This window comes from Pseudodesulfovibrio cashew (assembly GCF_009762795.1).
Lineage (GTDB): Bacteria > Desulfobacterota > Desulfovibrionia > Desulfovibrionales > Desulfovibrionaceae > Pseudodesulfovibrio > Pseudodesulfovibrio cashew.
In genome coordinates this window covers 487,715-499,559 of sequence record NZ_CP046400.1, presented here as the reverse complement: position 1 = coordinate 499,559, position 11,845 = coordinate 487,715, and the positions used below count along the sequence as shown (strand labels likewise).

Here is an 11,845-nt window from a genome sequence, read left to right as displayed (position 1 = left end):
ATGAGTGGTTCAATCCTATGTTGTATGCATCAAGATTATATGGAAAAAGTTGTCTCTTCTATTCGAGAAGAGTTCAAGTTGCCTGTTGTATGCATTGTAATGTGGCAATTTGTCGAGAACCAGATGACGCTATCCAGCATGGAAAAAGATAATATCGGTAAATTTTATAGCATGCCGCAGTTCTATTTTGATAATATAAATAGGATTAGCGGGATGAAGTTAGACGATCTTGATTCTCTGCAGAAGACATTGGAAGAAGAGCTGAGTATTAATAATAATGTAATGATTACCTATTACGACAGAATGTTTTATCAGATTGAAGACTACCGTGAAAGTCGTAATCTACAAGTCATCTATTTGCTTTTTGCAAAAAAAATATTTGATGAAAATGAGATAAGGTACATCTTGCTGGGGCGGGAGTTGTATTTGTGGCAGATTCTGGCTGATATAGGGTTATCGCGCAGAATCCCCGCCATGGGAATAGCCCCGACAAGGCATGTTGGTCACCGCTTATTTGCCTATGATTCAAAGAATAGGCAGCAGGGCATGGAGCAGATATTCAATGCCTTAATGAAGGAGGGGACTAAAGACTTTGATGCTAAGGATATAGCCGATGCAGATGAGTGGTACGAGCGGTTTATCAATAAGCCACAAATTCCCCGCTACGTTGAGCATCGATCTCGATCTTTATTAAAAAATATCAAATCAGTTCCACGGAGTATGTCTTTTATTAAGAAAAATGTAGAGATGTATCGTAATAACGAGTTTGATCGTAATGCCGGGCGATTGGATTCCTCCGTGGACAGCATGCTGAAATGGCCAAGGAAGGCTTTGCGAATGTTTCGCCTTGAATATACCGATTTCCTAGTACGTAAGCCGGATTTTTCTAAAAAATATATTTATTTGCCATTGCATAAGTCTCCTGAAGTCAATGATATGTATTTTGGCGAAGAGTACTCCCATCATGAAAGCTTTGTTTTTCAACTAGCAAAAAAGTTGCCGTCAGATTACTGCCTCTATGTCAAGGACCATACTGCTATGGTCGGAGACAGAGAGTTGGGATTTTACAAGCGATTAAAGGCACTATATAATGTTGAAGTCATCCATCCTTACGTCAGCACATTCGAGTTATCTAAAAATAGTGCCGCAACCTTGACGGTCACGGGAACCGCTGGTTGGGAAGCATATCTGCTCAATAGGCCTGTCGTTGTATTGGGAAGGGTGTTTTATAATTTTCTACCGAATTTGCTCTATGCCGATTTGTACTCTCCTGATTTCACGGAAAGGCTTTTGGAATATTTGGATAATTTTTCTGAGGATCCGAAAGGGGCTCAAAACGCTTTGCGGGCGCATTTTTTGGCTTCATACAAGACCAGTTTTAGCACGAGGGAGATGGATGACTTGGGAGCCAAGGCTCAAGACTACGCCCGCATCCCTCACAATCTGTTTCGGAAATGGGGAGAGTTGTTGTTGGAAAGTGAACCCAAAGCATGCCGAGGCGAGCAAAGGACTGAGTAATGGGGTTGCGTTCAAAGTTCAGTAAAGGCGTGGATAGTGCGCTTTTGACAAACGCTATTGCGTTCAATACGGGGCGAATTCCAGTACATCATAAATGTATGGTGTTGATTGAGCCCACATCTATTTGTAACCTTTCATGTCCCTTGTGCCCAACCGGAACGGGTACCCTCAAACGAGAGAATAAGTTCATTGACATGGATGTGTTCGACAGAATTATCGAGGTCACCAAGCCCATAGCCAAGGGGTATATTTTAAATCTGTTCGGAGAGCCCACTTTTCACCCTCGCTTTAGCGATTTGTTGGAAAAGACGCGTGGCTTCTCCACTTGGCTTTCCTCCCATTTGAATTATGAGGAGGGGCGGGCCCACAAATTGGCAATGTGGGATCATCTCCGGATCATTTGCTCAATCGACACGCTTGATGCATTCGAATACCCCAATTATCGTGTGGGGGGGGATTATGTTAACGTTTTGCGAAATTTGGATATACTTGCCAATGGGGCTTGTGATGTTTTCCCCCAGTTCCTGGTCCCGTCAGTGGATATAGATAGGGAGCCATATATACAATTTGCACGGCAGCATGGGATTCCTGAAGAGAATGTCATTTTGAAGGTTAAACTGGAAAACTTCCGGCTCGACCCCACCTCCGCTCCTTCCCCAGGAAAGTGTCACTCTCCCTATATGGGCCTGTACTTCAACTGTGATGGATACTTGGTGCCTTGCTGTAACAATGTCAATTCCGCCTTGCATATGGCACACATCAGCCAAATAAATTCTGTTGTGGAACTTTATGCCGGAGGGAAAGGAGAGGCCGTTCGCAAGGCGCTTGCAGTGGATAAGAATTGTTTTGATAGTTGCGGGCGATGTGATGGTATGCGCTATTGGGATACTGAATTCGTTGATGATCTCCGTGCTGTGCAGATCGTATTTACTCGTTTGTTGAAATCAGACCGTACCAAGATTCCTCAGGCAGGGAGTGAATAGCATGTATATTCCTGAATATGTAAAATTGCTCAGCAGGTATGAAAGTAGAAAGCTACTTCATGGTCTTATTTCTCCAGCTTTTTGGAATTGGCTCCAATTCAGAGCCTACAGGAAACGTTTTCCAGGTTCTTATGTTTCTGGAGACAGCGATGTCGGTTCCAAAGCAAAGATTGGGACTGGTTGTCTCGTTTGGCAATCCTATGTTGGGGACCTTGTAGAGTTAGGGAATTATTCCTGTGTCGGCGTCGGTTCTAGGCTGGGAGGCGAGAAAGAGGTCCGTATCGGCAGGTACTGCTCCATTGCACCAGGCTGTTTCATTTTCTCCACCCACCATGATCATCGGAATCGAACGACGTACTCTTTGCGAATAATGAAAGAGGGGCGGGCGAGGATGTTGCCGCCAGATTGCTACTCCATCCCAATATCTGTTGGAAATGATGTTTGGATTGGCAGGGATGCTAAGATCTTAGCGGGAGCAGTCATTCCGGATGGCTGCGTGGTCGGAGCTGGTGCTGTCGTGGGAAAGAAACAGTATGAGCCGTATACTATTCTGGGTGGTGTCCCGGCAAAACCCATAGGGCAGCGCTTCTCAGACGAAACCATCAGCGAACTGCTGAAACTGGAATGGTGGAACAAGGAGGGCGAGGAAATTTTTTCAGAGGAGATGGTTAACTTCCTTCTGTCAAAGCCGGAGTGATGAGTGTTGCAATGTCTGAACAAAAGTTCATGATACGTTTTTGCAAAGCTGGTATCATTAGCATCACAGCCTGTTACCAGAAAACCATGGCACTGTTGTGCGGAAAACATCCGAATCTTTATCCCTGGCATTTCCAATGGACAGCAATCAGAGACTTGAATCGGGATTTGGCAGACGTGTTGCCTACATTGGAGGGCAGGGTGCTGGATGCTGGGTGCGGCCTGCAGCCGTATCGTTTCTTACTGCCATCCGTGACCGACTATGTTGGGATGGACGTGGTGCCGGGGCCTTTTGTCGATTATCTGGTAAAGACCGGCGAGCGGTTTCCGTTTTTAGACGAATCGCTCGATGCTGTTCTTTGCACCCAGGTATTGGAGCATGTTGAAGACGAAGTCTTCTTTCTTGACGAGATAGCGCGTGTGCTTAAACCTGGCGGACGGCTGGTGATCTCTATCCCGTTTATTTATCAAGTGCATGGGGCGCCGCACGATTACCGTCGTCTTTCGGAGTTCGGTTTGCGGCGGCTCCTGCCCGGTTATACAGTGGAGAGGGTGAATCATCAGGGTGGCATAGGAACTTCCTTGGCGACGCTTTCCCTTGGGTGGCTGCATACGCAATTGGATGCAACTACTCCAACTTCATTGGTTAAAATGCTTATTACCCCTTTGCTCCTCCCTCTACAGGCTGTTGTCAATTTGCTAGGCGTATTGCTGGATTGTTGTGATAGTACCCGCGCTTTCTACGGTAATCTTCTTGCCGTTGCAGTGAAGAATTCGGACGGTTCGAAATGAGAATAGCATTGTTGACCTCAACCCTTGAGGGAGGGGGGGCCGCCCGGGTAATGGTCAATATGGCCAATTATTGGAATCGGACGGGGCACGATGTGGTTTTATACAGCTTTGAAGACGGCAGCGTGCCTTCGTACTACCCGGTAGATGCGGACGTCTCGATTAAGTATCTTAGTCTGGCGAAGTTGTCCCACTCCCTTTTTGCAAGCTTGAAGAACAATTGGGAGCGGTTGGTTAAGATTCGTCGAGTTGTCCTGGCGTTTGCGCCTGATGTCCTAATCAGTTTTATTGATACCGCCAATATCCGTGTACTCTTGGCCATGTTTGGCAGTTCTATGCCGGTAATAGTTTCCGAAAGGATTCATCCTAAATATGAGCTGATAGGAAAAGTCTGGAGTGCCTTGCGACTCCTGACCTATCCAACGTCGTCCGCAATTGTCGTACAGACCATGGCGGCTGGGGATTTTTTCCCAAGGTACATGCGAAAACGGATTGCCGTCATTCCCAATCCTGCCCTTGCGCCGAGCGTCCGCGGGACTGCGCCCCGCCTTCCCGAGAAATCCATACTGGCGGTGGGCAGACTGTATGAACAAAAGGACTATCCAACGCTGATTGAAGCGTTTGCCAGAGTGGTTCAGGTTCACTCCGAGTGGCGGTTGTGTATTGCGGGACAGGGTGTGTTGCTGCCGCAACTAAAGAAAGTCGTTTGCGGCTTGGGGCTTGAGGAATATGTCCGTTTTCTCGGTTCGGTCGATGATGTTGGAGGGCTACTTGAGCAGGCGGATATTTATGTCCTGCCCTCTTTGTACGAAGGATTTCCCAACGCTTTATGTGAGGCAATGGCTTCTGGATTGCCCTGCATTTCGACGCGTTGTCCTGGCGGGCCTGACGAAATTATCAGCCACGGGGAAAACGGGTTATTAGTTCCTGTCCGGGATGCAATGGAACTGGCCGCCGCAATTGGGCTACTAATTGAAGATCGGACATTACGGAACAGATTGGGTGCAAGCGCCAGGGACATCGTGAACCACTTTTCCGAGAAAAGAATTATGGATGAGTGGGAAGCGCTGATTAAGCAAGTGGGGCGAAGCCATGAGAATTGATTCGGTCCTGAGGATGCCACTGGAGTTGCTTAAAGTATTTTTGTTTGCCCTGCCGGGACGCCTTGGTGTGTTTTTGCGAAGACAGTGTTGCTCTCCGTTCCTTGCGGCAGGGGATCGGTTCGACATGGAATCCGGGGTGGCCATTTTAGGCATGAAAAATCTGTCCCTTGGACGCAATGTTGTTATCGAGAGCAGATGCACTCTCCTTTGTCCGAATGCCCCTTTGGCATTGGGAGAGAATTGCTATCTGAATAAGAATGTCAGGCTGGGTTCCAACGGAACCGCCGAGCTGCGTATAGGGGCCAACGTGATGATCGGTCCAAATGTGGTGATGGATACTTCTCGGCATAATGACGCACGGGCAGATATCCCCATGAGAGAACAGGGGATGACATATGCCCCGATCACTATTGAAGACGATGTATGGATCGGAGCCAACGTGGTCATTACTTCAGGCGTCAATATCGGGCATGGCAGCATTATTGGTGCAGGCGCGGTGGTCGTCCGAGATATCCCACCATTTAGCGTGGCGGTTGGAGTCCCTTGCCGCGTTGTGCGGAAACGACTTGATGGAGAGTAGACTCTGCTACGAATAGAGTCGGTTGAGGTTAAACTTTTTTTATAACGGTTAATTGAAAAAAGCAGGCATGATATGCATCCAAAGGTGTTGTTAAAGGCTTACGAGAACGGTGAAAACATTACCATGTTAATGAAGCAGCTGTTGAATCTCGCGGATAATTCAGAGGAAATTATTGAAACGGCCTATGATCTCCAGGCCGGAACATATAAAAGGAAAGTGGAGAAGCCCTCATACAATGCGCGGAAAGTGGCGTATGGGAAGGCGATAGTTGATCAAATACTGGAACTGACTAATCCAGGCAGTTTGCTTGAAGCTGGGGTTGGTGAGGGGACTACGCTCTCCTATGTCATGTCCGCGTTCGGTGACAGGGGGATTGATAACTTGGAGGTGCATGGTTTCGATCTTTCCTGGTCTAGGATTGCTGAATGTAAGGAATGGCTTTGGGCAAATGGCCATAAGGATACTTTTCTGTCTGTTGCGAGTTTGCTTCATTTGCCCTACGTCGACGGAGCTTTTGATGTAGTTTATACTTCTCAGGCCATTGAACCCAACAGGGGAAAAGAACGGCTCATTCTAAATGAACTTTTTCGCGTGACCTCGAGATATCTGGTGCTGATCGAGCCTTGCTATGAACTGGTTTCCGAGGAAGTTCGCGCGAGAATGGATAAACATGGATATTGCCGTGATCTTCCTGGGCATGCTGAGGCTTTGGGGATGAAAGTCGTTAAATATGAACTGTTCGATACGATTATGTTGAAATCAGTGAATCCGGTCGGGATACTTGTTATTGAGAAGAACCCTGCAGCCAGTGCCGCAAGGCCGCAACTGGCGTGTCCCCGGTATGGTGATGTGATGAGCGACTGTGGAGACTCCTTGTTCTCTCAAGGTAGTTTACGGGCTTATCCGAAGATTCAGGGTATTCCGTGCCTCCGTCTTGAGGATGGGGTGATCGCCAGTGGCTATGATCGGATGCGAGATTTCTTATCTAATGTCGACTGAGGATATCCCCGCGAATTTCTTGGTGACCAAGGAGGCGAGCCTTTCGTAAGAGCTGGAATCGGCAATGGGGGGAGTGAATTCGGAGACGGTATGCTGTATTTAATGGAGATTATGAATCTGGAATGTGTGGAATAATTGGATTTTATTCGCCGGACGCTCATTGCTGCAAGAACGATCTTATCAGTATGACCGCCACGCTGTCTCATCGTGGTCCTGATGATCGTGGTATTTGGGTCGAGGAGGCAAAGGGTGTCGGTTTGGGCCATACCCGTTTGTCCATCTTGGATCTATCGCCCTTAGGGCATCAGCCTATGCAGTCTTCATGTGGACGTTATGTTGTTGCCTATAATGGTGAGATCTATAACCATGCTGAGTTGCGCAAGGACTTGGGGGGATATCCTTTTCGTTCCTCTTCAGATACAGAAACACTTTTAGCAGTCATTGCCGCTTGGGGGCTGCAGTCCGCCATTGAACGTTGCGTCGGGATGTTCGCTTTTGCGCTGTGGGATAGACACGAAAGCAAGCTTTTTCTTGTTAGAGACAGGATGGGCATTAAGCCTCTTTACTACGGCAGAGCGGCTGATGGCTGGGTTTTGGGCTCTGAACTGAAAGCTTTGCGCAAACACCCTTGCTATGCCGCGGCTCTAAATCGAAATGCCTTGGCTCTCTATTTTCGCCACAACTATATCCCTGCTCCCTACACCATTTATAGTGACACTTGGAAGGTCGAACCCGGCCAGATCGTGGTGCTGTCGAAGAATGGTGTGAAGAAGACTTCCTGGTGGGATTTGGAAAAAGTATGGCGTAAGGGACATGAGGCGCCGAGAAACTTTTCTGACGAAGAGGCCACGGATTCGCTGGAATCTTTGCTGACCGATGCCGTCAGGCTGCGTATGCTGTCAGATGTCCCGCTCGGAGCATTCCTTTCCGGTGGGGTTGACTCCTCGACGGTTGTGGCTCTTATGCAATCTCTCTCCCCTAATCCGGTGAAGACGTTTTCCATTGGATTCCATGAAGCAAAATTCAACGAAGCAGAAAACGCGAAGGATGTAGCTGCGCACCTTGGCACAGATCATACGGAACTCTATGTGACGTCGAGAGACCTGCTTGATGTCGTGCCGTCAATACCGCAGCATTGGGATGAACCGTTTGCAGATTCTTCACAGATACCGACATATCTCCTCAGCCGTTTGACAAGAGAACATGTCACTGTCTCTTTGTCTGGAGATGGGGGTGATGAACTATTCTCTGGTTATGAACGTTATTTTTATGCTGAAAGGTGGGGGCGAGTCGCCGCTATCCCTCTAGTTTTCCGGCAGATGGTTAAGCGTTTGTTAAGGGTTGCTCCGCCCTCCCTGCTTAAATTGTTGGGCAAGAGATGCCAGAAAGTCCGCTGGCGTCTGGACTTGCTCGGCATGACAGAATTTATTGAATTTTACCAATATCTCTTGTCTCACTTTAAGCATCCGTGTGACCTCGTATTGGGCGCAGAGGAATTGCCCACTCCCCTGACAATGCATGGAGCCTCTCCAGAGGAGCATAATGCGCTGATGGCATTGAAAGATTTGCAGATGTATCTGCCTGAGGACATTCTCACCAAGGTGGATAGGGCGAGTATGGCTGTGGCGCTTGAGGCTCGCGTGCCTCTTCTTGACCATCGAGTGGTAGAATTTGCTGCAATGACGCCGAGAATACAAAAGGTCCGTGATGGACAAGGGAAATGGTTGTTGAGACAGGTCTTGTACCGGCATGTTCCCATGGGCTTGGTGGATCGCCCCAAGATGGGGTTTGGCGTACCTGTGCATCTTTGGCTTCGGGATGATCTGAAAGAATGGGCAGGAGACCTGCTGGCACCATCCGTCATCCGGCGCCAGGGCTATCTTGATGCCGACTTGGTGGAACAAGTCTGGCGGGAGCACCTGTCTGGCAAGGCCAACTGGGGATATTATCTTTGGGATCTTCTGATGTTCCAAGCCTGGCTGGAGGCATGGTCATGAGGTGGGGCAGAATTGTCGACCACCTCCAAAGATACTGTTTTTGTGTGGACAGCATGGGGTTGCTTGATTGGATTCATCGCCATAACCTCAAGGCGATTTTTTCTTTTTTGCGGTATAGAGTCTCTCCAGCGATTCTGCAAAAGGCATTGGATTCTGAGGGGACACTTGATGAGATCGGAAGACGCTATGCTCTTGGCGTATCCATGTTGAAAATTGGGAGAATTTATAAGACGACCGGTCTGAAACGCACAACGTTGGCCCATGAGGCTGTGTTTCGACTCGCCCAGCAAGCGGATTGCCCTTCCTTGATGGAGATAGGCGTGTCGGACGGCTGCTCCGCTTTACCTATTCTGTCCGAGGTGGATAGGTTCCGCCGGATAATCCTTACTGACCGTTTTACTCGATTTTATGTGCGCGCCTTTCCCGGGGGACAGTTATATCTTGATGGTGAACAACGAAGACATGGAGTGAAGTTTCTCTGTTTCTATTTCTTTTTGAATCCCATACATGTGCTAGATGTGTCGTCCTTTACCGTCTTGGATGTGATAAATCCTATATTACAGAAGCGGTACAAGATTTATCAAGTCGTCAAATTTGACATGTTTACAGACACACTGGATAGCCCTGTCGATATAATTAAGTGCTCAAACATTCTAAATGACGTGTACTTCTCTGAAGAGGAAATCCACAATGCCATCTATCATCTGGCGTACAGCCTAAAGGACGGCGGTCATATTGTCATTTCACAAAACAATGATTCGTATAAGGATGGTGAGGCAGTGTTGGTCCTTAAGAAGCAGGGGTCTTCCCTTTTAATCGTCGAGTCCCTGAACGGGCATACTGCCGCTAATATGTTTGATTGCAATGTGGAGTAGCTCGTATGGGGGATTTGCTGAGGGTCACACTTCTGGCTCCCACCTTGGATCGTGGCGGCGCAGAGCGACAGCTGGTATGCTTGGCTAATGGGCTGGCAGAACGCGGTCACGATGTCTGCGTAGCCTTGTTTCACAAGACGGGGGGGCTGCTTTCGGAGCTGCGTACAGATATCCGCGTTCATGACCTGAAGAAGAAAGGGCGTTGGGATCTGTTTGGTTTTCTTAAGCGGCTACGAACTTTCGTTGGTAGAGATCGTCCTGATGTTATCTATTCCTTTCTAGGCATCCCAAACCTTTCAACACTTATTCTAAAATCCACTGGCATCCGTATTCCCGTGGTCTGGTCAGTACGGGCTTCTGATGTTGATTTGAGCCGATATGGTAGGCTCGCCCAGGTATGCGGGGTTTTTGAAGCCAGATTGTCGCGTTTTGCCGACCATATCGTTGTAAACTCCAACGCAGGTATGGAGCATGCGCAGAATACCGGATTTTGCATGGACAAAGTGTCAGTCATTTTCAACGGGATCGATACTGACCGTTTCTTTCCGGACAGGGCAAATGGCGCTGCATTAAGAGCCCAATGGCTTTCGGGCAATAATGGAGTACTGGTAGGCATGGTTGCCAGGTTTGATCCCATGAAAGATCATGAAACATTTTTTCGGGCTGCGGCGCTTGCGGCCAAGTCGGAGTCCGGTCTCCGTTTTGTTTGTGTAGGGGAAGGTCCTTTGGAAGAGAAGCTGCGGGCGTTGAGTCATCGTTTGGGCTTGTCGGAAAGAGTGATTTGGGCCGGCCCCCATTCGAATATGGCAGCTGTCTACAATGCATTGGACTTCATTTGCTTGTCGTCGATAAGCGAAGGGTTTCCAAATGTACTAGGGGAGGCAATGGCCTGCGGTGTCCCCTGTGTAACAACACGTGTTGGAGATGCCGCTTACGAGGTCGGCGACACCGGCCTGGTTGTGGGCAAGGGCGATGTTCAGGGTCTGGCTCAGGCCATTATCGAGATGGCGGCGAGCGCAAAAAGCGAGGAATGGCCGGATCCCAGAGAGAGAATCGTTAGCCGTTTTTCTGTAAAACAGATGATCGAGGAAACGATAAAGGTCTTGTCGGAGGTTGGGTGTTAAAACGGGGGAGCATCCATTGGGGTGGAGGCTTCATCTTCGCTTGCCTTTTTACATGGGCGGTCTCTGCCATCTTTTGCAATGGCGTCATGCCTATGTCGTGGGATTCCGAGTTGGGGATGTATGTTCGTTCCGAAGGGGCGGTCCTGCGCTGGCGCAGTGAGGGGTGGGCCGACACTCGGATAGGAGCCCACGGGCTGAATGCTTCCGGAGATGCCGTGTTGAAGTCCCGGATACCCAAATTCATTTTGTGGGGGGACTCCTACGCGGATGGCGTGCAGGTTGACGATTCGTTGCGGGCAGCAAACCTGTTCAACGCCTCGTCTCAACGCCTCAAGGCCTTTACTGTAGCCAATGGGGGATTGTCGGTAGCGGATTATTATTTTGCGATTCCGCGTTACGAGAGACTCGGCAACGATATCGAGGGACATGTCATTCTTTTGGTGGGGCTTGAGGATGTTTTGCCGGGCCACCAAGTTGCTTGCCACAGCCGATTTCTGACAGCCCCGTTGCGATTGGAAGAGTCGGCATGCCTTCCGTCTAAACTGTCACTTGAGTATGCCTCCCTGGTAAGCCGGTTTCGCCTGGAGTCTCTCTTCGAACTCTATCGATCCTTGGCAAAATATCGATTCAGATTGACGGCGATGCATGCCGAAGAGAGACGGCCGGTGCCTAACCTTTCAAAGACGGAGTTGCATCGGTCCTGGGCCTTCCTGGTCGATTCATTCAAAAGGCAGACTGCGGGATTCTTGGTCTTCGTTTATGTCCCCATTGTGCCGGCACTAGAGCGGGGACGGATTGTCACAGTCAATCCTGAAGAGGAAAGCAAGATTCTATTCAAGAGGATCTGCCAGGATAGCGGTGTCGGTTTCATCGATTTAAGCCAGGCCTTCAAGAAAGCGTATGCGGAAGGCGAGCATATGCCTCGCGGATTTTTTAATGCGCCTCCTACCGGCCACCTCAACGCCGATGGTCAGCGGCTGGTGGCTGCTTCGCTGATCGAGTATTTTTCGGGTCGGACGCGATGATCTTTTCCTCAATCCAGTTTATTCTCTTCTTTTTGGCCGTTCTGGGCGGCCTGGCACTGCTGCGAGGGCGCAATACCGCGCGCAAGGTCCTGCTCCTGGCTGCAAGCTGGTACTTCTATGCCTACTGGGACTGGCGTTTTCTGAGCCTGATTCTCG

The 11,845-nt window shown here is 49.0% G+C and carries 11 protein-coding genes; all 11 read left to right on the top strand.

Going from position 1 to position 11,845, the window contains the following annotated elements; translation table 11 throughout:
- Positions 1-1,518: a capsular polysaccharide export protein, LipB/KpsS family gene (locus GM415_RS02240; RefSeq protein WP_158946215.1), complete on the top strand. Its 1,518-nt coding sequence runs from the start codon at positions 1-3 to the stop codon at positions 1,516-1,518.
- Positions 1,519-1,712: 194 nt separating this feature from the next.
- Positions 1,713-2,501 carry a radical SAM/SPASM domain-containing protein gene (locus tag GM415_RS02235; RefSeq protein ID WP_158946214.1) on the top strand — a complete coding sequence of 263 codons (789 nt, stop codon included), beginning with the start codon at positions 1,713-1,715 and terminating at the stop codon, positions 2,499-2,501.
- A gap of 1 nt (position 2,502) precedes the next feature.
- Entirely contained in the window at positions 2,503-3,198 is a 696-nt protein-coding gene (locus tag GM415_RS02230; RefSeq protein WP_158946213.1) for a CatB-related O-acetyltransferase, read from the top strand.
- Between the two features lie 11 nt (positions 3,199-3,209).
- The gene (locus tag GM415_RS02225; protein ID WP_158946212.1) at positions 3,210-3,989 is read left to right on the top strand and encodes a class I SAM-dependent methyltransferase; all 780 of its coding nucleotides are present in this window, start codon (positions 3,210-3,212) and stop codon (positions 3,987-3,989) included.
- The gene (locus GM415_RS02220; RefSeq protein WP_158946211.1) at positions 3,986-5,089 is read left to right on the top strand and encodes a glycosyltransferase family 4 protein; all 1,104 of its coding nucleotides are present in this window, start codon (positions 3,986-3,988) and stop codon (positions 5,087-5,089) included. Before GM415_RS02225 ends, GM415_RS02220 begins: the two co-directional genes overlap by 4 nt.
- Positions 5,079-5,669, top strand: a complete 591-nt coding sequence (locus GM415_RS02215) for an acyltransferase (protein WP_158946210.1) — start codon at positions 5,079-5,081, stop codon at positions 5,667-5,669. The genes GM415_RS02220 and GM415_RS02215 overlap by 11 nt, the downstream gene beginning before the upstream one ends.
- Positions 5,670-5,741: 72 nt before the next feature.
- Entirely contained in the window at positions 5,742-6,668 is a 927-nt protein-coding gene (locus GM415_RS02210) for a class I SAM-dependent methyltransferase (RefSeq protein ID WP_158946209.1), read from the top strand.
- A gap of 122 nt (positions 6,669-6,790) precedes the next feature.
- The gene (asnB, locus tag GM415_RS02205) at positions 6,791-8,665 is read left to right on the top strand and encodes an asparagine synthase (glutamine-hydrolyzing) (RefSeq protein WP_158946208.1); all 1,875 of its coding nucleotides are present in this window, start codon (positions 6,791-6,793) and stop codon (positions 8,663-8,665) included.
- A gap of 53 nt (positions 8,666-8,718) precedes the next feature.
- Positions 8,719-9,540 carry a class I SAM-dependent methyltransferase gene (locus GM415_RS02200; protein WP_158946207.1) on the top strand — a complete coding sequence of 274 codons (822 nt, stop codon included), beginning with the start codon at positions 8,719-8,721 and terminating at the stop codon, positions 9,538-9,540.
- Positions 9,541-9,545: 5 nt separating this feature from the next.
- On the top strand, positions 9,546-10,664 hold the full coding sequence (locus GM415_RS02195) for a glycosyltransferase (protein ID WP_158946206.1): 1,119 nt from the start codon (positions 9,546-9,548) through the stop codon (positions 10,662-10,664).
- 215 nt (positions 10,665-10,879) lie between these two features.
- Positions 10,880-11,689 (top strand): hypothetical protein, encoded by an 810-nt coding sequence (locus tag GM415_RS02190; RefSeq protein ID WP_158946205.1) that lies wholly within the window; start codon positions 10,880-10,882, stop codon positions 11,687-11,689.
- Positions 11,690-11,845 lie beyond the last annotated feature (156 nt).